This is a genomic window from Halomarina salina, from assembly GCF_023074835.1.
Taxonomy (GTDB): domain Archaea; phylum Halobacteriota; class Halobacteria; order Halobacteriales; family Haloarculaceae; genus Halomarina; species Halomarina salina.
This window is the reverse complement of the sequence record NZ_JALLGW010000001.1, coordinates 1,943,810-1,966,239: the sequence shown is the minus strand read 5'-3', so window position 1 is coordinate 1,966,239 and position 22,430 is coordinate 1,943,810. Positions and strand designations below refer to the sequence as shown.

30 protein-coding genes, 1 tRNA gene and 1 pseudogene are annotated in these 22,430 nt (G+C 68.2%); 6 read left to right on the top strand and 26 right to left on the bottom strand.

Going from position 1 to position 22,430, the window contains the following annotated elements; translation table 11 throughout:
- From MX571_RS10010 to MX571_RS09915, 20 genes and pseudogenes are all read right to left on the bottom strand, one after another.
- Entirely contained in the window at window positions 1–447 is a 447-nt protein-coding gene (locus MX571_RS10010; protein ID WP_247416090.1) for a 50S ribosomal protein L19e, read from the bottom strand.
- Window positions 444–1,412 (bottom strand): 50S ribosomal protein L32e, encoded by a 969-nt coding sequence (locus tag MX571_RS10005; RefSeq protein WP_247416087.1) that lies wholly within the window; start codon window positions 1,410–1,412, stop codon window positions 444–446. Before MX571_RS10005 ends, MX571_RS10010 begins: the two co-directional genes overlap by 4 nt.
- Complete coding sequence (locus tag MX571_RS10000; RefSeq protein ID WP_247418465.1) at window positions 1,412–1,990, bottom strand: 50S ribosomal protein L6; 579 nt, start codon at window positions 1,988–1,990, stop codon at window positions 1,412–1,414. Before MX571_RS10000 ends, MX571_RS10005 begins: the two co-directional genes overlap by 1 nt.
- Entirely contained in the window at window positions 1,987–2,379 is a 393-nt protein-coding gene (locus tag MX571_RS09995) for a 30S ribosomal protein S8 (RefSeq protein WP_247416085.1), read from the bottom strand. The genes MX571_RS10000 and MX571_RS09995 overlap by 4 nt, the downstream gene beginning before the upstream one ends.
- Window positions 2,379–2,555: a 30S ribosomal protein S14 gene (locus tag MX571_RS09990; protein WP_247416082.1), complete on the bottom strand. Its 177-nt coding sequence runs from the start codon at window positions 2,553–2,555 to the stop codon at window positions 2,379–2,381. Before MX571_RS09990 ends, MX571_RS09995 begins: the two co-directional genes overlap by 1 nt.
- Window position 2,556: 1 nt before the next feature.
- Window positions 2,557–3,084, bottom strand: coding sequence for a 50S ribosomal protein L5 (locus tag MX571_RS09985; protein ID WP_247416079.1), 528 nt, complete (start codon window positions 3,082–3,084; stop codon window positions 2,557–2,559).
- Window positions 3,081–3,872 (bottom strand): 30S ribosomal protein S4e, encoded by a 792-nt coding sequence (locus tag MX571_RS09980; protein ID WP_247416076.1) that lies wholly within the window; start codon window positions 3,870–3,872, stop codon window positions 3,081–3,083. Before MX571_RS09980 ends, MX571_RS09985 begins: the two co-directional genes overlap by 4 nt.
- Complete coding sequence (gene rplX, locus MX571_RS09975; RefSeq protein ID WP_247416069.1) at window positions 3,869–4,225, bottom strand: 50S ribosomal protein L24; 357 nt, start codon at window positions 4,223–4,225, stop codon at window positions 3,869–3,871. The genes MX571_RS09980 and rplX overlap by 4 nt, the downstream gene beginning before the upstream one ends.
- Before the next feature lie 2 nt (window positions 4,226–4,227).
- A complete protein-coding gene (locus MX571_RS09970) occupies window positions 4,228–4,626 on the bottom strand; it encodes a 50S ribosomal protein L14 (protein WP_247416067.1) in 399 nt (132 codons plus the stop codon).
- A complete protein-coding gene (locus tag MX571_RS09965) occupies window positions 4,626–5,054 on the bottom strand; it encodes a 30S ribosomal protein S17 (RefSeq protein ID WP_368409010.1) in 429 nt (142 codons plus the stop codon). Before MX571_RS09965 ends, MX571_RS09970 begins: the two co-directional genes overlap by 1 nt.
- Entirely contained in the window at window positions 5,045–5,371 is a 327-nt protein-coding gene (locus MX571_RS09960) for a ribonuclease P protein component 1 (protein ID WP_247416065.1), read from the bottom strand. Before MX571_RS09960 ends, MX571_RS09965 begins: the two co-directional genes overlap by 10 nt.
- Window positions 5,372–5,593, bottom strand: coding sequence for a 50S ribosomal protein L29 (rpmC, locus tag MX571_RS09955; protein ID WP_247416063.1), 222 nt, complete (start codon window positions 5,591–5,593; stop codon window positions 5,372–5,374). It lies immediately after the preceding gene.
- 173 nt (window positions 5,594–5,766) lie between these two features.
- Window positions 5,767–6,687 (bottom strand): annotated as a pseudogene (locus tag MX571_RS09950) (30S ribosomal protein S3); the annotation flags it as partial.
- Entirely contained in the window at window positions 6,687–7,148 is a 462-nt protein-coding gene (locus MX571_RS09945; protein ID WP_247416059.1) for a 50S ribosomal protein L22, read from the bottom strand. The pseudogene MX571_RS09950 and the gene MX571_RS09945, both read right to left, overlap by 1 nt.
- Window positions 7,149–7,150: 2 nt before the next feature.
- A complete protein-coding gene (locus tag MX571_RS09940; protein ID WP_247416058.1) occupies window positions 7,151–7,579 on the bottom strand; it encodes a 30S ribosomal protein S19 in 429 nt (142 codons plus the stop codon).
- Entirely contained in the window at window positions 7,576–8,310 is a 735-nt protein-coding gene (locus MX571_RS09935) for a 50S ribosomal protein L2 (RefSeq protein ID WP_247416057.1), read from the bottom strand. The genes MX571_RS09940 and MX571_RS09935 overlap by 4 nt, the downstream gene beginning before the upstream one ends.
- A 1-nt stretch (window position 8,311) precedes the next feature.
- Window positions 8,312–8,563, bottom strand: a complete 252-nt coding sequence (locus MX571_RS09930) for a 50S ribosomal protein L23 (RefSeq protein ID WP_247416056.1) — start codon at window positions 8,561–8,563, stop codon at window positions 8,312–8,314.
- On the bottom strand, window positions 8,560–9,300 hold the full coding sequence (rpl4p, locus tag MX571_RS09925) for a 50S ribosomal protein L4 (RefSeq protein ID WP_247416055.1): 741 nt from the start codon (window positions 9,298–9,300) through the stop codon (window positions 8,560–8,562). Before rpl4p ends, MX571_RS09930 begins: the two co-directional genes overlap by 4 nt.
- Window positions 9,297–10,298 carry a 50S ribosomal protein L3 gene (locus tag MX571_RS09920; RefSeq protein WP_247416054.1) on the bottom strand — a complete coding sequence of 334 codons (1,002 nt, stop codon included), beginning with the start codon at window positions 10,296–10,298 and terminating at the stop codon, window positions 9,297–9,299. Before MX571_RS09920 ends, rpl4p begins: the two co-directional genes overlap by 4 nt.
- A gap of 3 nt (window positions 10,299–10,301) precedes the next feature.
- Window positions 10,302–11,207, bottom strand: coding sequence for a putative RNA uridine N3 methyltransferase (locus tag MX571_RS09915; RefSeq protein ID WP_247416053.1), 906 nt, complete (start codon window positions 11,205–11,207; stop codon window positions 10,302–10,304).
- A 202-nt stretch (window positions 11,208–11,409) separates the two neighbouring features.
- Here MX571_RS09915 and MX571_RS09910 point away from each other — a divergent pair.
- The 3 genes from MX571_RS09910 to MX571_RS09900 all read left to right on the top strand — a co-directional run bounded on the left by MX571_RS09910 (window position 11,410) and on the right by MX571_RS09900 (window position 13,095).
- Window positions 11,410–11,480 (top strand) — tRNA-Gly (locus MX571_RS09910).
- Between the two features lie 302 nt (window positions 11,481–11,782).
- The gene (locus MX571_RS09905) at window positions 11,783–11,983 is read left to right on the top strand and encodes a hypothetical protein (RefSeq protein WP_247416052.1); all 201 of its coding nucleotides are present in this window, start codon (window positions 11,783–11,785) and stop codon (window positions 11,981–11,983) included.
- 167 nt (window positions 11,984–12,150) lie between these two features.
- On the top strand, window positions 12,151–13,095 hold the full coding sequence (locus MX571_RS09900; protein WP_247416051.1) for an orotate phosphoribosyltransferase: 945 nt from the start codon (window positions 12,151–12,153) through the stop codon (window positions 13,093–13,095).
- A gap of 43 nt (window positions 13,096–13,138) precedes the next feature.
- Here the strand turns inward: MX571_RS09900 and MX571_RS09895 are convergent, their stop codons facing one another.
- Window positions 13,139–14,221 (bottom strand): YihY/virulence factor BrkB family protein, encoded by a 1,083-nt coding sequence (locus MX571_RS09895; protein WP_247416050.1) that lies wholly within the window; start codon window positions 14,219–14,221, stop codon window positions 13,139–13,141.
- Between the two features lie 111 nt (window positions 14,222–14,332).
- Window positions 14,333–15,250: a DUF4349 domain-containing protein gene (locus tag MX571_RS09890; protein ID WP_247416048.1), complete on the bottom strand. Its 918-nt coding sequence runs from the start codon at window positions 15,248–15,250 to the stop codon at window positions 14,333–14,335.
- Window positions 15,251–15,383: 133 nt separating this feature from the next.
- Here MX571_RS09890 and MX571_RS09885 point away from each other — a divergent pair, with 133 nt between their 5' ends.
- From MX571_RS09885 to gpmI, 3 genes are all read left to right on the top strand, one after another.
- Entirely contained in the window at window positions 15,384–15,695 is a 312-nt protein-coding gene (locus MX571_RS09885; RefSeq protein WP_247416047.1) for an MTH1187 family thiamine-binding protein, read from the top strand.
- A 117-nt stretch (window positions 15,696–15,812) separates the two neighbouring features.
- Complete coding sequence (locus MX571_RS09880; protein WP_247416045.1) at window positions 15,813–16,376, top strand: dihydrofolate reductase family protein; 564 nt, start codon at window positions 15,813–15,815, stop codon at window positions 16,374–16,376.
- A gap of 69 nt (window positions 16,377–16,445) precedes the next feature.
- Entirely contained in the window at window positions 16,446–17,993 is a 1,548-nt protein-coding gene (gene gpmI / locus MX571_RS09875; protein WP_247416044.1) for a 2,3-bisphosphoglycerate-independent phosphoglycerate mutase, read from the top strand.
- Window positions 17,994–18,008: 15 nt separating this feature from the next.
- Here gpmI and MX571_RS09870 read toward each other — a convergent pair whose 3' ends face one another.
- The 4 genes from MX571_RS09870 to MX571_RS09855 form a co-directional block, all read right to left on the bottom strand.
- Entirely contained in the window at window positions 18,009–19,286 is a 1,278-nt protein-coding gene (locus tag MX571_RS09870; RefSeq protein ID WP_247416043.1) for a cupredoxin domain-containing protein, read from the bottom strand.
- A gap of 205 nt (window positions 19,287–19,491) precedes the next feature.
- Window positions 19,492–19,668 (bottom strand): DUF8143 family protein, encoded by a 177-nt coding sequence (locus tag MX571_RS09865; RefSeq protein WP_247416042.1) that lies wholly within the window; start codon window positions 19,666–19,668, stop codon window positions 19,492–19,494.
- 109 nt (window positions 19,669–19,777) lie between these two features.
- Window positions 19,778–21,406, bottom strand: a complete 1,629-nt coding sequence (locus MX571_RS09860) for an amidohydrolase (protein ID WP_247416041.1) — start codon at window positions 21,404–21,406, stop codon at window positions 19,778–19,780.
- A 73-nt stretch (window positions 21,407–21,479) separates the two neighbouring features.
- Window positions 21,480–22,337: a formate/nitrite transporter family protein gene (locus MX571_RS09855; RefSeq protein WP_247416039.1), complete on the bottom strand. Its 858-nt coding sequence runs from the start codon at window positions 22,335–22,337 to the stop codon at window positions 21,480–21,482.
- Between the last annotated feature and the right edge of the window lie 93 nt (window positions 22,338–22,430).

Below are 22,430 nucleotides of genomic sequence, written 5' to 3'. Positions count from 1 at the left end.
TCAGTAGTTGTTCTCCACGTATCGTTCGAGGTCGCTCACACTGTCGAACTCCCCACCCGAGGCCATCCCGTACACTTCACGGTACTCGGAGCGGTCGAGCCGCTCCTCCTCGTCGCGGAGTTCGCGCAGGCGGCGACGCTGTGCGCGGATGCGTCGCATCCACTGGTCTTTCTTCCCGTCACGAGCGCCCTTGCGTCCCTTCCGGGAGCCGGGGCCCTTGCGGTGGCCGTACGAGCGCTTCTCGTTGCGTTCGCGTGCACGACCGCGGGAGTTGCTTCGCGCCTCTCGCTTCGTGTCGATGGAGCCGTCCGCGATGAGTTCGCGGATGTCTTCGCGGGTGATGGCGTCCGCGATGTCACCACCGGCGTCGGGGTCGAACCAGATGCGGTTCTTCCCGACGTCGAGTTCGTCGGCTGCCAGTCGTTTCTGGGTACTCAGGTCACTCATTGGTCGACCTCCACTTCGACGTAGGTCGGGTTGAGGACGCGAATCTCGGCGTCCTCGGCCTCCTCCTCGATGCGCTCGCGCTTGCGAGCGCCGACGGTGGAGGCGATGCGCACGGCCTGCGTGTCGCCGTCGACACCCTCGAGGTCGTTCACGTTCTCGACGTGGACCTCCTCGAAGCCGCTCGGGTGGAGTCCGCGGACCTCCTTCGGCGTCCGGTAGCCGGAGGCGACCTTCGGCCCCTTGCCCTTCTGGCCGCGGCGCTGTTTCGAGAGCTGGCCGCGGGGGCGTCGCCACGACTCGGGCGTGCGCTTCTTCTTGTGGTAGTCCTGGCGGCGGAACGCGGGTTTGCCCTCGCGTTTCCGCTGGGTCAGGAGTCGCTGTGCCTCGTCGTCGAGGTCGGGCGTCTTGTCGGCGTGTCCACGGGCCTGGAGCTCCGTCTCCACGTCCTCGTCGACTGCCGCCTCGGGTTCGCCCTCGTCCTCGACTTCGGCCTCGGTCTCCTCCTCGTCGCGAACCTCGAGTCCGCCGACGTCGGCCTTGATACGAGCGGCGAGCGCGTTCCCGATGCCCTCGACGTCCGCGAGTTCGGACTGGCTGGCCCCGCGCACGTCGTCGACCGTCTCGAAGCCAGCGTCGCGGAGCGCGTCGGCCTTGCTCGGGCCGACGCCGGAGATGTCCTCGATGTCCGCGGGACCCTCCGGTTCCTCGTCGGCGTCGGTCGACTCGTCGTCGGCCGCCGCCTCGGCGTCGTCGTCCTGTGCCGTCCCCGTCTCCGGGGACTCTTCGGCGACGACGTCCGCGAGGATGTCCTCGGCGAGGGACTCGCTGATGCCCTCGACCTCGGTCAGGTCCTCGACGGTCGCGGCCTGAACGTCCTCGACGGACTCGTAGCCCGCCTCTCGGAGTGCTTCTGCCTTACTCGGGCCGACGCCGTCGATGTCTTCGAGAGTCTCTGGAACTGCCATCAGGCCTCACCTCGCTTCGGTTTCTGCGTGATGTACACGCCGTCCTGGAACACGCGGGTGTCCTTGTCGTTCACGCGCGTGAGCTGTTCGATGTCGGCGGCGGTCTGGCCCACGTCCTCGATGTTGGGACCGCTGAGGACGAGTTCCTCGCCGTCGACCAGTACCTGTGTGTCACCGTGGATGGGGGTGCGGCGCGGCGACTTCTCCCCGAGGAAGTTCGAGATGACGACGTCGTCGCCCTCGACCTTCACCTGCATCGGGAAGTGAGAGTAGAAGACCTCCATCTGGTACTCCCACCCGTCGGTCACGCCGAACACCATGTTCCGCACGTGGCTCTCGAAGGTGCCGACCGTGGCGACCGTCTTGCGGTCGTCCTCGGTGCTCTCGACGACGACGGCGTCGACCTGTCGGTCGTCCTCGTCCTCGTCGCCTTCGACGGTGACCTCCTCGACGGAGACCGTCACGTCCGGGTACCACAGCTTGCGCGTCACCGACCCGTTGGAACCCTCGACGGTGAGGTCAAGGTGGTCGAGCGACGCGTCCACGTCGTCCGGAAGTTCGATATGCGTTCTCATCAGTACACGTAGGCGATTACCTGGCCACCGATGCCCGAGTCGCGGGCCTCGTAGTGGCTCATGATGCCCTCCGATGTGGAGACGATGAGCGTCCCGTAGTCGCGCGCGGGGAGGAACCGTTTCTCCCACTTCTCGTAGCCGTCCGCCTTGGCGGAGTAGCGCGGTTTCACGGGGCCACACTCGTTGATGGCACCTTTCAGTTCGACCTCGAATCGGCCCGACTTACCGTCGTCGACGAACTGGAAGCCGTCGACGTATCCTCGGTCGTAGAAGACCTCGAGGATGGAGCCGATGATGTTCGAGGCGGGCTGGACCGTCTGGTTGAGATGGCCGACGCTCTCGGCGTTGTTGAGCTCCGACAGCGCGCTGGCCAGTGGATCGTTGCCCGTCATTAGCTGTACTTCTTGAATCCCATGTTGCGGGCGATCTCTCGGAAGCACTGGCGGCAGAGCCACACGTCGTACTTCCCGATGAGTCCCTGCTTGCGGCCGCAGCGCTGACACGCTTCGAGCTGGCCGGTTCGCGGGGAGTCGGAGTCGCCCGTCTCTTCTGTCTCGCTTTCGCTCATCTCAGTTGACCTCCACGTCGAACTCCGTCTGGAGGAACCGCACCGCGTCCTCGACGTTCAGACGGTGTCGCGACGGAATCTGCTGGGTGGCCACGTCGCGCTTGCGGACGCGGTAGCCGGGGCGGACGAGGTTGACCGTCACGTCCAGCCCGTAGATGCCGATGCTCGGGTCGTACTCCTGGCTCGGGAACTCGGTGTGTTCGTCGACACCGAAGCTGAAGTTCCCCGTCTCGTCGAACTGGCTCCCGCTGATGTCGACCAGCGGCAGCGCCGTGTCGAGGAACTCGTAGGCCAGGTCCCCCCGGAGGGTCACCTTCGCACCGATGGGGTCGCCCTCGCGGATGTTGAACTCCGGCACCGTGCGCTTGGCGACGGTCCGGACCGGGTCCTGACCGGTGACCTCGTGCAGGATCTCCTCGGCGTTGGCGAGCGGCTGCCCACCTTCGCCGATACCCATGTGGACGACGACCTTCTCGACGGTCGGCGAGCGCATCTCGTGGAGTCCGTCGCTCTCGCTCTCGGAGCTCATTCGTCGCTCACCTCGTCGTCGTCACTCGTGTCCGCCTCGACGTCCGAGGACGCTTCTTCGGTCGCGTCCTCGGGCGCGTCGGCGCTCTCGCCGTCGCCCTCGACGAAGTTCTCGTCGATGACGACGACGTAGTCCTCGACCGTCTCGAAGCCCGCGTCACCGTCCTGTTCGACGGTGACGTTGTTCGGGCCGGAGCCGGCCGTGATGGCGATGTCGCCGACGGTACCGATCTCGCCCGCGTGCTGACCGCGGACGGCCGTGACGAGCGCACCCTCCTCGTAGGGGAAGTGCGCGACGACGCTCTTGTCGTCGTTGTCGACGACGACGGAGTCGCTGCCGCCGATGGCGTCGTCCTCGACGAGCAGCGTCTGCCCGTCGTGGAGCGTCAACTGCGTGCGCCCGCCCGAGACGGTCGTCTTGCCGACGACCTTGCCGAGCTTCGAGTCGGCGCTCTCGGCGTCGATGGGGGTCAGCGCCAGCCGACCGCCCTCGTCGGGGAACACGCGGTAGTACTCGTCTCGCTCGACGAAGCCCAGGATGTCGAACATCCCGATGGGGCGTCGCTCGTCGGTGGCCTGCTGGCCGTTGACGACGACGCTGCCCTGTTCGAGCGCGTAGCGTGCCTCCTTCTTCGAGTCGACGTAGCCGAGCACGTCGCGAAGCAGGATGAGCAGCGGAACCCCGTCCTGACCGTGGGGGCCCGCGCCCGCCTTGACGGTGTACTTCTTCGTCTTGCGTGCGACCGGCCACGACGTCGGTGCGGACAGTCGTTTCTGGTGGTCACTCATTCGTCATCACCCTCTAGTCGTGCCTCGCGCTGATCGTCGTCGAGGTCGAGGCCGGTGACGCGGACGTTCGAGGCGTCGATGCCCTTCTGGACGTCCTCGCCGTCGGCCTTCTGAATCGTGACGCCCTCGACGTGGATGGTCGCGCTCCGGAGGTCCACCTTCTGGACCTCCGCCTCGGTTCCGGCCCCGTCGCCCCGGAGTACCTCGACGGTGTCTCCGGCGTTGACGCGGACGGACCGCTGCCCGTACTCGTCGCGGAGGTCGGGCGTGAGGGTCGCGCGGACCTGCTTCTGGCGCTCGTGGAGCGGCGCGTTGGCACGTCGGTTGCGCTGTTTGCGTGGTTGTTTCGTCATCGTTAGTACATCATGGTCGCCGTGCTGGCGATGCTGCCGAACCGCTCGCCGACCTCCTGAGCGATGGGCCCCTTGATCTCCGTGCCGCGGGGGTCCTCGTTCTCGTCGACGATGACGGCCGCGTTGTCTTCGAACTTGACGCGGACGCCGTCGGGCCGGCGGATGGACTTGCGCTGGCGGACGATAACGGCCTCCAGCACCTGACGTCGCATCTCCGGCGTCCCCTTCGTGACCGAGACGGTGACCTTGTCACCGACGCCGGCCTTGGGGTGGCGGTTCTTCGTGCCGTGGTAGCCCGAGACGCTGATGACCTTGAGTTCGCGCGCGCCGGTGTTGTCGGCGCAGTTGACGAGCGAACCCTTCTCCAGGCCCTGCGTCACGTCGGCGTTCAACGCTTGCATCAGCTCTCACCCTCGGGCGAGCGGTCTCCGGAGGCACCCTCGGTGACGTCACCGTCGGTGTCCTCGGTGGTCTCTGTCGCGGGGGCAGTGATGCCGCCCGACTCCTCGGCCGCCTCGACGATCTCCACTACGACGTGGGATTTCGTCTTCGACAGCGGTCGAGTCTCTGCGATACGTACGATGTCGCCGGACGAGAGGTCGAGACATGCGGGGTGGTGTGCCGGAATGCGCGACCGGCGCTTCATGTACCGGTCGTACTTGGGCACGCGCACGTCGTACTCTCGCTCGACGACGACGGTCTTGTCCATCGCCGTGGAGGCGACCTCGGCTTCGATCGTCTGACCGCGCACGGACAGTTCGCCGTGGAACGGGCAGTTCGGGTCGGAGCAGGTCTCCTCTGGCTCTGGTACGTTCAGTCCTATTGCCATCGTGAATCACCTGTGCGTTCGGTGCGTCGGGCCGGGCGCGCGACGAGTCGGTCTCCCTCGACGACGACGAACTCGGAGGCGTCCTCCGAACACTCGCCGTCCAGACGGAACTCGAACGTCGCGACCGCCTTCGGCACCCGCACGGACCGAGACCCCTGACGTCGCCCGCTCTCGCGCGCAACGCTAACGACGAGGGTGTTGGTCGTCTCGGAGACGACCTCGCCCTCGGTCCCGACGAGCGTCGGGTCCGACGAGTCGGCGACCCGCACGTGCAGGCCGACGAGTTCGTGTCGCGGCAGGGTCTCGGCGGTCAACATCTATTCGACTCCTCCGCCCACGTCGTCGCCTTCCTCACCCTGGATCGTCTTGATGCGGGCGATGGTCCGGCGCATCTCGCTGATGCGACCCGGGTTCTCCGGTGCGCCACCGGCGGCCTGGACGGCGTTTGCGTTGAGCAGTTCCGTCTCGAGCTCCTCGAGTTCGGACTGTCGTTCGGCGGGCGTCATGTCGCGGATCTCGTCGGTGTAGAGGATGGCCATCAGTTATCGCCCTCCTCGTCTTCGGAGTCGGCGGCCTCGCTGTCCGAGGCAGCGGCCTCGCTGTCCTCGCCCTCCTCGGGTTCGGTGTCGGCGTCGGCCTGGGGAGCACCGGCGGCGCGGTCGGTCCCGCCAGCCTCGTCGTCCTCGCCCTCGACGGTCTCTTCGACGTCCGCTTCGGCGGCGTCCTCGTTCTCCATCTCGTCGAGCAGGTCCTCGGCTTCGGACTCGCTCTCCTCGGAGAGTTCGCCCTCGACGGCCTCTTCGAGGTCGTCGAGTTCCTCTTCGACGTCGCCGTCCTCGGGGGGAGCGACCTCCTGCTCCTCGTCGAGGACCTCCTCCTCGACGACCTCCTCGTCGGCGGTCGGCGGACTCTCGTCGTCGGCCTCGGCCTCGGTGACGGGCTCGGTGCCCGTGTCGGCGACCTCGTCGGGGTCGCGGTCGAGCAGCTCCTCGACACCCTCGTCCTCCTCGGGTTCGACGATCCACTCGGAGACGTCGGCGTCCTCGGCGACCTGGAAGTCGTCGGGGAGGCGCGCTCCGGGCGGGATGATCTTCACCGTCACGCCGATGGTACCGAGCTTCATCACCGCGACGCCCTGACCCTCGTCCACGATGGATTCGGCGGGTTCGCCGTTGTGCTTGATGTAGCCGCGGTTGAACTTCTCGACGCGCGAGCGTGCGCCCGTCACCTTCCCGCTGAGGACGATCTCGGCACCCAGCGCGCCGGCGTCCATGATGCGGTCGATGGTCGTGTGGCCGGCCTTCCGGAAGTACCAGCCACGTTCGAGCGCGTTCGCGAGTCGGTCCGCGACGATCTGTGCGTTGAGGTCGGGTTCGTCGACCTCCTGCACGTCGATCTGCGGGTCGTCGAGGTCGAAGCGCGTCTCCAGTTCGGTCGTGATCTTGCGGATGTTCTTCCCGCCCTTGCCGATGACCATCCCGGGCTTCTCCGCCCGGAGGACGATCTGGACGCCCATGGGGGTCTTCGCGACCTCCATGCCGCCGTAGCCGGCGCGAGCGAGCTCTTCACCGAAGAACTCGTCGATCTGGGTGCGCTGCAGGCCGTTCTCGATGAACTCGTGTTCGTCTGCCATCAGTCATCCACCTCTTCGAGGATGAGTTCGACGTCGACCTGTGGCGTGTTCCACGAGGTGGCGCGACCGAACGCGCGGGGCTTGCGCCCCGGGGACTCGCCGACCTTGTGGGCGGCGACGTGCATGATGCGCATGCTGTCCCCGTCGAACCCCTGGTGGTCGGCGTTCGAGACGCCGTTCTCCAGCAGGTCGAGGAACGCCTCGGTGGCCTTCTCGGGGTAGCGACCCGCGTCCCAGCCCTCGATGTCGGAACGGTGTCCGACGCCCGAGTTGTGGGACTTGAACGGGACCGAGCGCTCGCCAGCGAGTACCGCTTCGAGGTACTCGACGGCGTCAGCGACGGTCTCGCCCTTGATGGTTCGCGCGATCTCCTTGCTGTGCTTGTGGGACATATGACGCTCTCGGAGCATGGCTTTCGCCGTGGTCTCCGGGTCGGCGTCGACGCTGTAACTGATTCCCATGGTCACTTGAGCGGGACGAACTTCGAGGAGCGCGTCGCCCCGATACCCGCCTGACCGTGCGTCACCGACTTGCGCGTGAGGACGAACTCGCCGAGGTAGTGCCCGAGCATCTCGGGCTCTACGTCGACGCGCTCGAACTCCTGACCGCTGTAGACGGCGAACGTCTTCCCGACGAACTCCGGCACGATGGGCATGTCGCGCAGGTGCGTTCGGAGCGGGTTGTTCGCGGACGTCTCGGCGTCGCGCTTGTCGGCTTTCGCGAGCAGCTTCTGGTGCTCCTCGGTCAGGCCGCGCTCGATGGTTCGCCGCTTGCGTGCGGGTAGCAGTTCCGCGAACTCCTCGAGGTCCATCTCGCGGAGCTCCTCCAGCGTGTGACCGCGGTACGTGAACTCCTCGTCCTTGTCGCGGCCGATCTGGTAGTCTGAACTCATTTCTTGTCTCGCCCTCCTTTGCCGCCGCGGCCCGTCCGGCGGGACGCGATGTCACCGACCTTCCGGCCCGGCGGCGCGTCTCGGGAGACGCTCTTCGGTCGACCGGGGTGCTGGCGGCCGCCGCCACCGAACGGGTGGTCGACGGCGTTCATCGCCACACCACGGACGCGCGGCCACTTCGTACCGCGGGCACGCATCTTGTGGTGCTTGTTCCCGGCCTTGACGAACGGTTTCTCGGTGCGACCCCCACCGGCGACGACGCCGATGGTCGCCCGGCAGTCCGGGCTGAGGCGGCGGATCTCGCCGCTCGGGAGCTGGACGACCGCGGCCTTGCGGTCGTGGGTCAGCAGGGTCGCACTGACGCCCGACGAACGGGCGAACTTCCCACCGTCGCCGGCCTGTCGCTCGACGTTACAGACGGGGACGCCCTCGGGAATCTCCCGCAGCGGGAGCGTGTTCCCGGGCGCGATTTCGGCGCTGACACCCACCTGGATGTCGTCGCCGACCGCGACGCCCTCGGGGGCGAGGACGAGGCGCTGGTCGCCGTCCTCGAACTCGACGGCGGCGACGGGCGCGCTGCGTGCGGGGTCGTGCTCGATGCCGACGACCTCGCCGCGGACGACGTCCGTCTCGACCGTCCGGTGGTCGAGGTTGGCCTTGTAGCGGTGGCTCGGTGCGCGGAACGTCGGCGTCCCGCGGCCACGGCGCTGGCCCTGGATTCGTCGCCCCATCTCAGAACACCCCGATGCGCGAGGCGACTTCCTGTGCGTCGTCGTCCTCGGACAGACGCACGGTCGCCTTCTTGTTCCCTTTCGGCGTGATCTGGGTGTTCACGTCGTCGATGCCGATGTCGAACTGTTCTTCCAGCGCGTCACGGATCTCCGGCTTCGTCGCGTCGGCGTCGACGATGAACTGGAGCTTGTTGTGGAAGTCCATCTCGTTCATCGCCTTCTCCGTGACGTTCGGGTGTTTGATGATGCTCATCGGTTGGCTACCTCCTCGATGGCGGACTCGGTGAAGACGGTCAGTCGACCGGCCTGTCCGCCGGGTGCGAGGTCCTCCGCGTTGACCTCTTTCGCGGTGGCGACGTCGACGCCCGCGAGGTTGCGGGCGGCCTTCGACGGCTCGCCGGTCGTGACGAAGAGGATGGACGAAGGGCGTCGGAACTTGCGGCCACGGGTCGTCCCGCGGCCGCTTTTCACCTTCTTGCCCTCGTCGGCGCGCTGTACGTCGGCGTAGACGCCGAGCGATTCGAGCAGCGCGACGACCTCCTTGGTCTTCACGAGGTCCTCGAACTCGTCGCTGACGACGAGCGGGAGCGAGTCACCGTCGAACCGGTGACCGCGCTCGGCCACGCGTTCGGCGTCCACCGTCGCGGCGAGCGCCGAGCGGGTCGCGAGCTGTCGCTCCTTCTTGTTCACCTTCTCGGAGCGGTCCTTCTCCGCTTTCGGCGGGTGGGCCTTGCGGCCACCGACCGTCTGCGGGACGCGGCGACCCTGCCCGTTCTCACGGGGGACGTGGGCCATGCCGCGACCGCTACCGAACGATTCGGCCGGGGTGCGCATCCCCGCGTAGGGGTCCGCACCGTAGTCCTGCTTCCGGTTGGCCTGGGCGGCGCGGACGGTCCGCTGGATGAGGTCCGGACGGTACGGCGTCTCGAAGACCTCGGGGAGGTCGATCTCCCCCGTCTCCTCGCCCTCCAGGTCGTATACGACAGTCATCCTTGGTTACTCTCCGTGGAGACGTAGCGCACTTCGGGGTCGAGACGCGGCTGTTCGGCCGGTCGGACCGCCGGGCGGAAGCGCACGAGGCGCTTGTTCGGGCCCGGCAGCGACCCCTTGACGAGCACGTAGTCGCCCTCGACCTCGCCGTAGTTGACGAAGCCGCCGTCGGGCGTGACGTCCTCGTCGCCGATGGCGACGATGCGCTTGTTCAGTTCGGTGCGCTGGTGGTAGCCGGTCTGCCCCTGCTGGGGGACCGTCGAGCGCACGCGCGAGGGGTTCCACGGGCCGAGGTTGCCGATGCGTCGGCGCCACCCCTGCCGGGCGTGTTTCCCCTTGCGCTTCTGGACGCCCCAGCGCTTGACCGGGCCCTGGGTGCCCTTCCCCTTCGTGATGCCTGCGACGTCGGCGAACTCGCCCGCTCGGAACACGTCCGAGAACGAGTGCTCGCCGCCGTCCTCGATGAGGTCGAGCGCGTACTCCACGCGCTCGTCGAGCGAGCCACCGCCGACTCGCGTCTCCATCACGTCGGGCTTCTTCTTCGGGACGCTCGTGGCGTTCGGGACGGTGTGCGTGATGAGACGCACGTCGCCCAGGTCGCCCGCTTCCAGCGCGTCGCGAATGAGCTGTTCCTGACCTGCCGACTCGGGGAGGTCGAGAGTCCGGGAGAGGTCCTCGTGGAACTCGCCGGTCCAGACCTCGGTGAGTGGTCGCAGGCCGTACGGCGTGTCTTCGTAGGCTCGGAGCGCCACCGCGCGCATTGGCGGCGTCTCCACGACCGTCACGGGGACGGTCTCCTCCTGCCCCTCACGGGGGGAGTTGGGCTCGTCGTTGACCATCACGACGTGGGACATGCCGGCCTTGTAGCCGGCGAATCCCTGGAGCCCCGACTGTCCGTCGTCCTCGGGCCACGTCTTGAGACGCGGCACCTCGCTGGACGCGCGGACGCGGGGGCCGAAGCCCATCGAGCCTTTGCGTGGTCTGCTTGGTTGTGGCATGGTTTACCTCAGGTTGAGGCAGGCGAGGGTGGCGAACAGTGCTTCTTCCGTTCGCACCACCTCGCTGCCCTGGTGCGGAACCGTGTTCAACCAGAGGTCGAACCGGGCTGCCGGTTCGTGAGACCGCGTCCCGTCGGCGGGTTCGGTACCCCCGTCTCGGGACTCGTGGTCGCCGTCGGGCGACCATTGCTCGTCGCGTGGGTCCACCCGCGGCGGGTGGACGCCAAGAATCTCCGGGAGGCCGCGTTCCGGCGAGCCGAAGACGGCAGTGAACCCATCGCGCACACGCGGGGCGACTTCGCCCAGCAGTGCGACGTCGAGTTCCTCACCGTGGCGCGACGCGGCGATAGAGACGCCAGCGTCGGCCCGGGAGAGTGCCGTATCCAGCTCCTCGCCCCACACCGAGAGTCCCGGAAGGGACTCGTCGACGATGCGGGCCCGGAGCGGCCGTCGCGAAGAGACCCTGATGGTCACGCGTTCCCCCTCCTCGACCGCCATCTGCGGCGGGACGAGCAGGGAGACTGGGTGTTGCAGTCCGCAATTGACCCGAACGCGCCCGTCAGGTCCGACCTCGGTCACGATTCCTTGTCTTAACGACCCCGAACCGTCAGATTCGGAGCCGGTCTGCGCGACAGCGCGGAGCGGCGGCAGGACACCGACGCACTCCAGTTCGTCGCGCCGCCCCCACGCCTCCTTTCGGAGGTACGGGGGTGTGGCCGCGTAGGCCAGCACGGTGCGGACGAACCCGTCGTCCCAGCGCCCCTCGCCATCCGGGTCCGGATAGACGAGCAGGCGGTCGATTCGAAAGACCGTGGCGGCACGGGCGACGTACCCGAGCTTTCGGGTCGCCTCCCGTTTGTCACGGGACTCTCGAACCAGCGACGACGGCACGAGTACGGTGCGTGTCATGCCGATGCGCTTCCTCGCTGTACACGAGACTATTCCAGTGGTACCCAGTGCGCTCCTAAAAGGGTAGCGTTTCCCTACGGGCGTGTGGGGGCCTCACACGACCGTTTTCGGTGAGAGACAGTCCCATGCCACGAGGGTTCACCGACACCGATACTCCGGTACGTTTTTATTCCTCTCCGTCCCAGGTTGGGATGCAGAAAGCGCACTGATAGTGTAGTGGTATCACGTGACCTTGCCATGGTCACAACCCGAGTTCAAATCTCGGTCAGTGCACTTCTCAGGAACCAACGATTCCAGCAGCGCGTCTCGTCGCGCTGCAACTGAGTGGTCCCCGTGAATTCTCGACGAAGAGATTTGAAGCAGGGAGCACGCAGTCCGAGCAGAGCGAGGAAGCGAGCGACCGTGGTTCAAATCTCGGTCGGTGCACTTCTCCCGAGTTCTACTCCGCGCAGAGACTTCGTCTGCGTAACCTCTCGAAATCGGCGTGTAGACGACGCTGAGTCGAGTCGGGCGTTCACGAGGCCACGGGTCCTCGTCGTGGTCGAGCGTTCACGGGTCCTGACGCAGGGAAAGCGTTGCGGGGCACTCGGCGTCACGAATCGGGCAAGGCCGACCTGATTCGACGAACCGCGGAGGCTATCGACGACGCCTGGCAGTCCGTGTGGGGCGACTCGACCACCGGCGAGCGGATACTCATCGCCGTCTTCCTGGTCGTAACGGGGTTGGCGATACCGGTCGTCCCGATCGTCTTCGTCGCACGGTACATCGCTCGCTGACGTTCTGACCACCGGCCGACACGTCTCTGTCGAGGCGCGAGTCGTGGCGAATCGTCGTCGCCGGCGGGAACCCTCGCAATGTCACAGTATCTCATTCGACCGGTCAGTGGCGCTACTACGTTCTCTGTACGATGAATTAATGCGTCGGCCGGTGGAGAGCGTAGACGATGGACTATCGCAGCGTCGACGACCTGAACGCGGCCGTCCGTCGCCTGGCCTGGGACCTGCCGAACGACGTCGACCGCATCGTCCACCTCGACGGTAGCAGTTCGGTGGCGGCGAGCCTGCTCCAGCAGACGACGGGACTGCCGGTCGTCGACACCGAGGAGATTCGAGGCGAGGAGGCGGTGGACGGCGAGGTCCTCCTGGTTCTCGCGGACCACGTCGGACCCGACGAGTCGGTCGAGAGACGGGTCCGGCCGAGCGACCTCGCCGATTCCGCCACTGTGCGGAGCGCGGCGGTGTACGTCTCCGAGCGTGCAGCCGACCGGCCCGACTACTGGACCGAGACCGTCGCGGACCCGTGTGCGTTCGAGTGGGAACTGTTGCACCCGGAGACGCTCGGAAACGCCTGCGTCGACATCGACGGCGTGCTCTGTCGTGACCCGACGCCCGAGGAGAACGACGACGGCCCGCGCTACCGGGAGTTCCTCACGACGGTCGAGCCACGGTTGATTCCCGACACGCGCGTCGGGTGGCTCGTCACCTGTCGGCTGGAGCAGTACCGCCCCGAGACCGAGCAGTGGCTGGACGAACACGGCATCGAGTACGACGAACTCGTGATGTGGGACCTGCCGAGCAAGGCCGTCAGGGACGAACGGGGCGGCCACGGCGAGTACAAGGCCGACGTGTACGAGGCGACCGGTGCGTCGTCGTTCGTCGAGAGTTCGCGACATCAGGCAATCGTCATCGCCCGGCAGGCGGAGAAGCCGGTGTACTGCTTCGACGAGAACCAGGTGATTCCGCCGGGGGAGGCCGCCGACGAGTTCGGGTACGACCCGCTCTTCGTCCGGTTCGCCGAGGACCCGCGGTCGTTCGTGACGATGGCCGGTCGGTACGTGGCGGCGAAGGGCGTCAGTACGGTCGGTCGGACCGTCGGGTCCTTCCGGTAGTATCGCCGAATCGCTCGCGCTCCTTTCCAGGCCCAGACGGGCCTCACTCCTCTCGGGGCGTCCAGCGCAACTCGACGGCGACCGAGCCGTCTCCGAAGCCGAGTTCCGGGTCCGTATCGACCGTGATTGCCTGCGGCGGGTGTAGCGACACCTCCTGGTCGTCGATGTGTGCGACGAACGTCTCGGGGTCGTCGTCGAGCAGCGTGGCGAACGCCTCCAGTTCCGCGACGAGTTCGTCGCGGGTGGCGAGTTTCCGGCGCTCACCGCGTGGGACGCCCCCGACGACCGGGTCGATGCTCACGTCCCGCGAGCGGTTCGAGAGGACGGCGTTGACCGCGACGCCCAGCAGGATGACGAGGCTGCTGAAGTAGAGCCACGTCAGCAGGAGGATGATGGCGGCGACGAGGCTCCCCGACTGCGCCGAGTCCGCGTTCCCCGAGAAGGTGATGTACACCTTGAACAGCAGTGCGAACAGCGTCAGACCGACGGAGGCGACGACGACCCCCGGAAGGACCTCCGTGACGCTGACGTCCGCGTCAGGGAACACGTAGTACATCGGGAGGAACGCGACGGTGAGGCCGACGACGGTGACGAGACCCCCGACCAGCGCGACCAGGGGACCGCCGCCCGTGATGGGGAAGCGAGACTGGACCCAGACGGCCGCGACGATGGCGACCGCGAACGTCCCGAGCACCAGTACTCCGTCGGTAATCTGGTCGGTGAACGTGTTGGCGGCCTCGGACTCGTAGATGTCCGAGAAGGCCGTGTCGAGGCCCCGGAAGATGCGGAGGCTCCCCCAGACGAGCACCGCCAGTCCGACGATGGAGAGGCTCGTCGACTGGTTCGTCGAGGTGATGTCGTCGATGAGTTGCCTCGAGACGTCCTGCGAGAGGAGCGTGCCGGTGAGTTCCTCGATGCCGCCCTGGACCGAGACGCCGAGCGTGGAGGAGACGGCGAACAGGAGGACCAGTGCGGGCAACAGCGAGACGAACGCGTGGTAGGCGATGGAACCGGCCATAAACGTCAGCTTCTCGACCCGCGCCTCGCGCACGATGGCACGGAGCACCTCCTCGGCTCGTTCCAGTCGCCCCTCGTGTCGGTCGATCGTCTCGGAGACACCGCCCATACCCACCGGACGCGACCGGTCAGCAAATAACCGCGGGGCCGCGGCAGCCCAGGAGACGACTCGACACGACCCGAGACGGCGGTTCGGACGCCTGTCAGGTTCGTCCCCGACTCACCCGACGCGCCGGTAGAGGGCGGCCGCCACACCGACCGGAACCGCGAGGACGACCAGGTACGGCAGCGCGTAGGCGAGCGCGACCACCAGCGACCGGACGAGGCGCACGACCCCGCCCACCGACCAGGCGAGCGCCGCGACGACGTCCGTCTCGTGGAACGCCGTCCCCGCTTCGGCCGCGGCGGGTTCGGGGTGCGGTTCGCGCAGGTCGACCGTCACCGTCGAGAGCGCGACCCGACCCTCCAGCGCGGCCAGCTGGGCGTCGAGGCGTTCGACGCGTTCCTGGGCGGCGCTCAGTTCCCGGCTCACCGCCAGCACGTCCTCGGTCTCGTTGGCCGACTCGTAGAGGTTCCTGAGTCGGTCGCGCTCGGCTTCGGCGTTCGACAGCCGCGCTCGCAGGTCGACCAGCCGGTCGGTCACGTCCTCGGTGGTCGACTGGGAGGAGAGCACCTCGCCCGTCGCCCCGACCCGCTCGACGAACGCCGAGAAGTTCCCCGAGGGTACGCGGAACACGATACGACCGGTCGTGAACGTCTCGTTGGCCGCCTCGTGGACCTCCTCGCTGGACTCGGCGACGAACCCGCCGTTCGCGGCGACGGCAGCGGTGAGGTTCGCCCGCGCGGCGTCGTACGCCGAGACCTCGAGGCGAATCGTCCCGTCGCGGACGAGCGCGCGCTCGGCAGCCTGTGCGCCCGTCGCCGCGCTACCGTCGTTCGAACCGCGTGCCGCCTGCTCGGTCGCCGCGCCGCCACCGCCGCCGTCGGCCGCACCACCCCCCGCGCCACCGGAGCTACCGCCGCTCCCGTTCGGTGCGGCGTTGCCAGCGTCGCCACCGCTCCCCCCGGTTCCACAGCCGGCGAGTACGACGAGACAGAGCACTCCGAGGACGACCGCGACGCGTCTGCGTGAGACCATGGACGAGCGTCGTAGTGCCAGTACCTAACACGCCCCAAGGAACAAACGGTCGTTTTACCTACACGAACTCGGGGCCGTCTTGCACTCGCCACCGCCACGCTTTCGCCGCGTGGCCGCGAACGGCGACGCGACCATGACCGTCATCGGATTCCTCAGCGTCGCACCGGTACAGGAGGGCTCGATGGGCGAGGAGGTGGCGAAGGCCGTCGCCGCCCTCGACGAGTTCGACGTCTCCTACGAGACCACCCCGATGGGGACGACCATCGAGGCCGACAGCGTCGACGACCTGTTCGCGGCCGCACAGGCCGCCCACGAGGCCGTCGACGGCGACCGCGTCAGCACCCTCCTGAAGGTGGACGACAAGCGCACCAGCGACCAGACCGCCCGCGAGAAGGTCGACGCCGTCGAGGAGCACCTCGGCCACGAGGCGAAACGAGAACGCTGAACGATCGCCGGACCCGCGACGACAGTCGCCGGACCACGAGAGCGGGACGACCGGGCCATCCGACGTTGGTACGCAGCCTTATCGCGTCGGAGCGCTTCCCGAAGGGTAATCGAGCAGATGAAGACCCAGTACTACACCGCGACGAGCATCGACGGGTACATCGCCGACGAGGAGAACTCCCTCGACTGGCTCTTCCAGTTCGGAGACAGTGAAGAGTCTGAAGAGGGGTACGCCCAGTTCGTCGACCGGGTCGGTGCCATCGCCATGGGTTCGACGACCTACGAGTGGGTCGTCGAGCACGAGAACCTGCTGGAGAACCCGGAGCAGTGGCCGTACGAGATTCCAACGTGGGTGTTCAGCACACGGGAGCTACCGGTCGTCGACGGTGCGGACGTCACCGTCGTTCGGGGGGACGTCTCGCCCGTCCACGCGGAGATGGTCGAGGCTGCCGACGGTGAGAACGTCTGGCTCGTCGGTGGCGGGGACCTCGTCGGACAGTTCCACGAACAGGGACTCCTCGACGAGATCATCCTCACCATCGCCCCCGTCACGCTCGGGTCGGGAGCACCACTGCTGCCGCGCAGAATCACGGACCCGCCCCTGACACTGGCCGACGCAGAGAGACACGGGGACGAGTTCGCGGTGCTCACGTACGAAGTGCAGCACTCCGGTGAGTACTGACCGGAGACCAGCCCCGCAAGAGGACAGCCTCCGAACGCTCTTTACCCATCCGTGGAGTCATCCCACCCAATGAGAGCAGCCCTCGTCATCCTCGACGGCTGGGGACTCGGCACGGGAGACGAACGCGGACCGGACGGCGGCGGCCGCGACGCGGTCGCCGCCGCCGACACGCCGACCGTCGACGACTACCGAGAGCGGGGGGCGTTCGGCACCCTCGAAACGCACGGTCCCTGGGTCGGCCTCCCGGAGGGTCAGATGGGCAACAGCGAGGTCGGCCACCTCACCATCGGCGCGGGACGAATCGTCGAACAGGACGCGACGCGCATCAACGCGGCCGTCGACGGGCACGGACTCGGTGCGAACGAGAACATCGCCAGCACCTTCGACTACGCTCGCGAGCACGACGGCCGGGTCCACCTCATGGGCCTCGTCAGCGACGGTGGCGTCCACTCGCTCCAGACGCACCTCCACGCGCTGGTCCGCGCCGCCGCTGACCACGGCGTCGAGGCCGTCACCCACGCGTTCACCGACGGCCGGGACACCGCTCCCAACGGCGGCGCGGGCTACCTGCGCGAACTGGAGAGCGTCGCCGAGGCGGCCGGGACGGGCCACGTCGCCACCGTGACCGGTCGGTACTACGCGATGGACCGCGACCAGCACTGGGACCGGACGAAACGCGCCTACGACGCCGTCGTGAACCGCGAGGCCGACCACGAGGCCGACAGCGCCGTCGCGGCCGTCGAGCAGTCCTACGAACGCGGTGAGACGGACGAGTTCGTCGAATCGACGCTCGTCGAGGGCGGCCCCGCCCTGAACGACGGCGACTCGATAGTGTTCGTCAACTTCCGCTCGGACCGGGCGCGCCAGCTGGTTCGGATGCTCGCCGACGTTCGGCCGGACTGGGAGTTCGACACCGACCCGCCCGAGACGCGACTGGTGACGATGACCGAGTACGACGAGACGTTCGACCTGCCCGTCGCGTTCCCGCCCCACCAGCCGACCGACACGCTCGGCGAGGTGGTCGCGAACCGGGGCTGGACGCAGGGTCGCCTCGCGGAGACCGAGAAGTACGCTCACGTCACCTACTTCCTCAACGGCGGCCGGGAGGTGGCGTTCGACGGCGAGGTCCGCGAGATAGTTCCCAGCCCCGACGTGCCGACGTACGACGAGACGCCCGCGATGAGCGCCCCCGAACTGACCGACGAGGCGCTGGCGATGGTCGACGAGTCGGACCCGGACCTCCTCGTGCTCAACTACGCGAACGCGGACATGGTCGGCCACACCGGGGACTTCGACGCCGCGAGAGCTGCCTGCGAGGCCGTCGACGAGCAGGTCGGCCGCCTCGTTCCGGCGCTGCTCGACGCGGGCGCGGACGTGATTCTCACCGCCGACCACGGCAACGCCGACGACATGGGCACCGTCGAGGACCCGCACACCGCCCACACGCTGAACCCCGTGCCGCTGATTCTGCTCTCGCCCGACGTGGACGGCGGGGCAGGTGACGGCGGTCACTCGGTTCGGGACGACGCCGGACTCGCGGCGCTCGCCCCGACGCTTCTCGAACTGCTCGGCGTCGACCAGCCGGCGCCCATGACCGGGGAGTCGCTGCTGGAGTGAGCGCCGGAGCAGTCGTCACTCGCCATCGCTCTCGTCGCCGGGGAGCGCGACCGAGAGGACGTGCTCGCCCGGCCCGACGGTCTCCGTGGTCGCGTCGTAGGACTCCTGCTCGACCGACGGGTCGAACGTCCCCGCGCCGGCCGGGTTGACGTAGCTGACGAGAGAGACGGTCTCCTCACAGCCGTCCTGCACGTCGAGCGTGACGGTCGCGGTCCCGTCGGCGACGGCGATGACGTCGCTGTCGAGACAGTCCGCGACGTCGTCGAGTGCACCGCCCGTTCCGGTCCGCACGACCGGCGTCTCGCTCGACCCGTGGAGGTACCGGAGCAGTCGGCCCTGCTGGCCGTAGAAGTCGTCCGGGTCCTCGCCGAGGACGGCTTCGGGCTCGCCGAGCACGAGGTCGACCTGGTAGGCCGTCGCCGACGGCTCCGGTTCGGGTGCTGGCAGGCCACAGACGTCCGGGGTGACGAACTCGACGAACAGCTGTTTGTTCTCCTGGGCGATCTCCTCCCAGCCGACCGCGCCGGAGTCCACGATGTTCTGCGGGTCGAGCGCCGGGTCCCGCAGGACGAGCGCCGAGGTCAGCGCGGGGGGACGGAGTTCCTGGCCGCCACCACCCTCGCCCTCTTCGCTCGCTGCGCCCTCCTCGCCGCCGGCACCGTCGGCGTTCTCACCCTCCCCACCGCCCCCCTCGCCGCTCTCGCCCGCCTCGGCAGGGGGCGCACACGGGTCCGGCACCGGTGGTGCCTCGGTCGCATCCCCGACGACGATGCGGCCGGCGTGTCCGAACACCTCGTGCGGCCCGCAGTAGTAGTCGTACACGCCCGGCGTGTCGAAGCGGTAGAGCCAGGTCGCCCCGCCGCCGAGATACGGCGACGAGAACCACGCCAGGCCGTCGCCGTCGTCGGGAATCCGCTGCTGGCGACCCGCGTACGGGTGGTACGCGGAGACGGTGTGGCCGGGCGTCGTGAACCGGAACGCGACGACGTCTCCCGGTTCGACCGCCAGCCCGGTCGGCTGGTAGAAGAACTCCGGGAGCGGCCGTCCCTGCTCCCGTGGCGGCCCGACGAGCAGTTGCACCTCGTGGTCCGGTTCCACGGGGAGGTCGGTCTCCGGGGTCAGCGCCGCGAACCCGAGGTTCGGGTCGAGTCCGTCGCCGTCGTCGGCCTGGTTCGACCGTGCGCCGACCACCCCCGCCGAGCCGAGCGCCGTCGCCGCCGCTCCGACGCCGAACGCCTGCAGGACGCGTCGTCGCCGCTGTGATACCTCGTCAGTGTCGAAGTCGTCTGACATGACGGGGAGAGCCTACGAGTATCGGATGATAGTTAGCTAGCGATATGACACGATAAATTGACAGTTGATTCTGAGAGTCACGACCGGCCAGCTCCGACGGGAAGAGCGCTCTACAGCCGATTCGAGCGGTCGGGAGCCGACGGCTACCTGGAGACGCCCGGCCAGGGCGCTGCCGGGACGGTCAGCGCACGGTGACGAGGCAGTGCTAGCGGAAATCGTCACGCGAGTCTCGACGCGCGGCGCGTTCGCCCTCCTCGCGGGACATCGTCGTTCGACCGTCGTGTTCGGACCGGACGAGCGAGTAGAGGACGAGCGGTGCGAGGACGGCGAGCGCGAGGAACACCGCCACGAACAGGGTGCCGACGGCCTGGAGGGGAACCATGGGACAACTCGTCGAATCGACCTGTTAACCGTTACGGTGGTTTCGGTGGTTTCGACGCTCTCGACGGTCGGCGCAGCGTCGCCAGTCGGACTCCCGGCGCGAGCGGCGCTCAGTCGTCCCGCCGATAGACGACCTCGCCGTCGACGAGCGTGTGCGTCACCTCGACGTCGTCGACGGTCCCGGGAGTCACGTCCCACGGCGAGTCGTCGAGCACGACCAGGTCGGCGCGCTTGCCGACCGTGATGGTCCCGAGTCGGTCCTCGTCGAATCCCGCGTACGCGGCCCCGCGCGTGTACGCCCGGAGCGCCTCCGTCACGGTGAGTCGCTGGCCCTCGCTCGGCGCGGTGACGGCCTGTCGGACGCCGAACAGCGGTCCGAGCGGCATGCAGTCGCTCCCGAACGCCAGCGGGACGCCCGCGTCCAGCAGGTCGCGGTACCGATTCGTCGAGCGTGCTCGTTCCTCGCCGAGGCGGGTGTCGTAGAGGCCGCCCTCGCGCGCCCACTTCAGGAAGTTCGGCTGGACCGAGGCGACGACGCCGAGGTCCGCGAACCGCTCGACGAGGTCGTCGGTGAGCAGTTCGGCGTGTTCGACGCGGTGTCGGGCCTCACCTGGAGCACCCGTCCCGGCGTAGGCGCCGAGGACGGTCCGAATCGCCTCGTCGCCGATGGCGTGGGCGGTGAACTGCAACCCCGCGTCGTCCGCTCGGGCGACGTACGCCGCGAGGTTGTCGGGCGAGACGACCCACTGGCCGGTAGCATCGGTGCCGCCCTCCGATTCGTCCCCAGCGTCGGCGTACGGTTCGGAGAGCTTCGCCGTCCGGCCGCCGAAGCTCCCGTCCGTGAAGCTCTTGACGCCGCCTACCCGGACGAGGTCGCTACCGTGGTTCGTCCGTGCGCCGAGGTCGACCAGCGCGTCGAGGTGGTCCGTCCAGTAGTTGATGCGGACGCGCAGGTCCAGGTCCTCGGAGTCGTCGAGTTCGCGGTAGACGCGCGGTGCCTCGCTGTTGCGGACCATGTCGTGGACGCCGGTCACGCCCTGCTCGTGGGCGAAGTCTCGCGCGGCCCGGACGAGCGAGCGCATCTCGGCGGCGTCCGGTTCGACGGCGTCCCACACCGCGTCGACGGCCTCCTCGACGACGACGCCGGTGGGGTCGCCGCCCTCGGTTCGCACGTCGTCGTCGGGCATCCCGTCGGCCAGTCGGTCCAGTGCGACCGAGTTCAGCCCGGCCGTGTGCATGTCCTCGCGGAAGGCGACCACCGGCCGCGTCTCGCTCACCGCGTCGAGGTCGGTGCGAGTGAGGTAGCGCGACTCGGCCCACGCGCTCTCGTCGTAGCCGAACCCCTGAATCCAGTCCGTGGCGTCGACCGCGTCGGAGCCCTGTCCAGTCACGTCGGTGTCGTCTGCAGCCGCTTTGGTCTCGTCTGCAGCCGCGTCGGTGTCCTCCCGGAGCAGGTCGACCGCCTCGTCGGGCGAGTCGGCCACCGAGAGGTCGGCGTGGACGAGGCGTCGCCCGACCATCGGGAGGTGCGTGTGGGCGTCGACGAACCCCGGCAGGACGACGCCGCCCTCGCAGTCGAGCACCTCGGTCTCGGCCCCGACGAGGAACTCGACCTCGTAGGCGTCGCAGAGGCGGACGAGTTCGCCGTCGCGGACCGCGAGCGCCTCGTACGTCTCGTCGGGCGAGTCGAGCGTGTGGACCTCGGCGTTCGTCAGCACGAGGTCCGCGGGAGCGGTCATACCGTGAGCGCGCGGCGAGGGGACAAAAGCGTAGTCGAGGGGCAGTAGCGTGCGGACTGCTCGGACCGCCTCCTCAGACCTCCGACCCCTCCGAGTCCTCCAGCGGGTCCACCTCGACGTCCTCCGGCGTGTCGCCGAACGCTATCTGGCCGTAGTTGAGCGCGGCGACGAACACCGTCCCGCCGACGACGTTGCCGAGGGTCGTCCACAGCAGGAACCGACCGAAGTCGAGGAGCGTCACGCCCTGGCCGAGGAACATCGCCCCGAGCACCTCCGTCGTCCCGAGCAGCGCGTGGTGGAACGGGCCGAAGCCGATACCGGCGGTGACGACCCAGACGACGAGCACCTCGCCGACGGTGTCGCGACTGGCCGACGCGAGCCACGTCACCATCCCCATCAGCCACCCCGCGACGACCCCGCTCAGCAGGATGGTCGTCCCCGAGTACGGAAGCAGTGCGTCGGCCATCGACCCGAACGCGCTCGGCTCGACGATGCCCATGGACGGTCCGAGGACGGCGACGAGCGCCGCGAACGCCGCGCAGCCGACGAGGTTCGCCACGTAGACGACGCCCCAGAGTCGTCCGAGGTCCGACAGCGACGCGTCTCCCGAGAGTATCGGGAGCCACGCCATCGTGGTGTGGGCCGTGAACAGTTCGGTCTGCCCGAGCATCACCAGTAGGAACCCCACCGCGGAGGCGTTGGCCAGCACGAACTGCTGGAGGAGCTTCGACTCGAACCCGCCCGAGTAGGTGAGCGCCATCCCCATGAACAGCGCCCCGAAGCTCACGCCGAGACCGGCGGTCACGCCCGAGAACGCGAGCGCGACGGTCGAGCGCCGCATCTCTCGAATCGCGCTCTCGACCTGCTGCCTGAACACGCCCGCGAACTTCCGGGCGTCGGTCGCCGACGGGTGACGCTTGTTCTCCGACATCTGGTCGTTCCCGTCGGCTACACGTCCCCGGGTTATCAACGGTGGTCTTGCCCCTGCCCGCCGCTCACCGGAGTACGGACGGTCCCCGACCGC

Bases quoted from the DNA above. Each gene is read 5' to 3' on its own strand.
- MX571_RS10005 (WP_247416087.1), bottom strand. From the start codon at position 1,412: ATGGCAGTTCCAGAGACTCTCGAAGACATCGACGGCGTCGGCCCGAGT.
- MX571_RS09920 (WP_247416054.1), bottom strand. From the start codon at position 10,298: ATGCCACAACCAAGCAGACCACGCAAAGGCTCGATGGGCTTCGGCCCC.
- MX571_RS09865 (WP_247416042.1), bottom strand. From the start codon at position 19,668: ATGGTTCCCCTCCAGGCCGTCGGCACCCTGTTCGTGGCGGTGTTCCTC.
- MX571_RS10010 (WP_247416090.1), bottom strand. From the start codon at position 447: ATGAGTGACCTGAGTACCCAGAAACGACTGGCAGCCGACGAACTCGAC.
- MX571_RS09860 (WP_247416041.1), bottom strand. From the start codon at position 21,406: ATGACCGCTCCCGCGGACCTCGTGCTGACGAACGCCGAGGTCCACACG.
- MX571_RS09970 (WP_247416067.1), bottom strand. From the start codon at position 4,626: ATGCAAGCGTTGAACGCCGACGTGACGCAGGGCCTGGAGAAGGGTTCG.
- MX571_RS09945 (WP_247416059.1), bottom strand. From the start codon at position 7,148: ATGGGAATCAGTTACAGCGTCGACGCCGACCCGGAGACCACGGCGAAA.
- rpmC (WP_247416063.1), bottom strand. From the start codon at position 5,593: ATGGCCATCCTCTACACCGACGAGATCCGCGACATGACGCCCGCCGAA.
- MX571_RS09880 (WP_247416045.1), top strand. From the start codon at position 15,813: ATGAAGACCCAGTACTACACCGCGACGAGCATCGACGGGTACATCGCC.
- MX571_RS09915 (WP_247416053.1), bottom strand. From the start codon at position 11,207: ATGACACGCACCGTACTCGTGCCGTCGTCGCTGGTTCGAGAGTCCCGT.
- MX571_RS09890 (WP_247416048.1), bottom strand. From the start codon at position 15,250: ATGGTCTCACGCAGACGCGTCGCGGTCGTCCTCGGAGTGCTCTGTCTC.
- MX571_RS09980 (WP_247416076.1), bottom strand. From the start codon at position 3,872: ATGAGTGACCACCAGAAACGACTGTCCGCACCGACGTCGTGGCCGGTC.
- MX571_RS09870 (WP_247416043.1), bottom strand. From the start codon at position 19,286: ATGTCAGACGACTTCGACACTGACGAGGTATCACAGCGGCGACGACGC.
- gpmI (WP_247416044.1), top strand. From the start codon at position 16,446: ATGAGAGCAGCCCTCGTCATCCTCGACGGCTGGGGACTCGGCACGGGA.
- MX571_RS09985 (WP_247416079.1), bottom strand. From the start codon at position 3,084: ATGAGCTCCGAGAGCGAGAGCGACGGACTCCACGAGATGCGCTCGCCG.
- MX571_RS09930 (WP_247416056.1), bottom strand. From the start codon at position 8,563: ATGAGCATCATCAAACACCCGAACGTCACGGAGAAGGCGATGAACGAG.
- MX571_RS09940 (WP_247416058.1), bottom strand. From the start codon at position 7,579: ATGAGTTCAGACTACCAGATCGGCCGCGACAAGGACGAGGAGTTCACG.
- rpl4p (WP_247416055.1), bottom strand. From the start codon at position 9,300: ATGACTGTCGTATACGACCTGGAGGGCGAGGAGACGGGGGAGATCGAC.
- MX571_RS09995 (WP_247416085.1), bottom strand. From the start codon at position 2,379: ATGACGGGCAACGATCCACTGGCCAGCGCGCTGTCGGAGCTCAACAAC.
- MX571_RS09900 (WP_247416051.1), top strand. From the start codon at position 12,151: ATGGACTATCGCAGCGTCGACGACCTGAACGCGGCCGTCCGTCGCCTG.
- rplX (WP_247416069.1), bottom strand. From the start codon at position 4,225: ATGACGAAACAACCACGCAAACAGCGCAACCGACGTGCCAACGCGCCG.
- MX571_RS09960 (WP_247416065.1), bottom strand. From the start codon at position 5,371: ATGTTGACCGCCGAGACCCTGCCGCGACACGAACTCGTCGGCCTGCAC.
- MX571_RS09965 (WP_368409010.1), bottom strand. From the start codon at position 5,054: ATGGCAATAGGACTGAACGTACCAGAGCCAGAGGAGACCTGCTCCGAC.
- MX571_RS09885 (WP_247416047.1), top strand. From the start codon at position 15,384: ATGACCGTCATCGGATTCCTCAGCGTCGCACCGGTACAGGAGGGCTCG.
- MX571_RS09855 (WP_247416039.1), bottom strand. From the start codon at position 22,337: ATGTCGGAGAACAAGCGTCACCCGTCGGCGACCGACGCCCGGAAGTTC.
- MX571_RS09895 (WP_247416050.1), bottom strand. From the start codon at position 14,221: ATGGGCGGTGTCTCCGAGACGATCGACCGACACGAGGGGCGACTGGAA.
- MX571_RS09990 (WP_247416082.1), bottom strand. From the start codon at position 2,555: ATGAGCGAAAGCGAGACAGAAGAGACGGGCGACTCCGACTCCCCGCGA.
- MX571_RS09935 (WP_247416057.1), bottom strand. From the start codon at position 8,310: ATGGGGCGACGAATCCAGGGCCAGCGCCGTGGCCGCGGGACGCCGACG.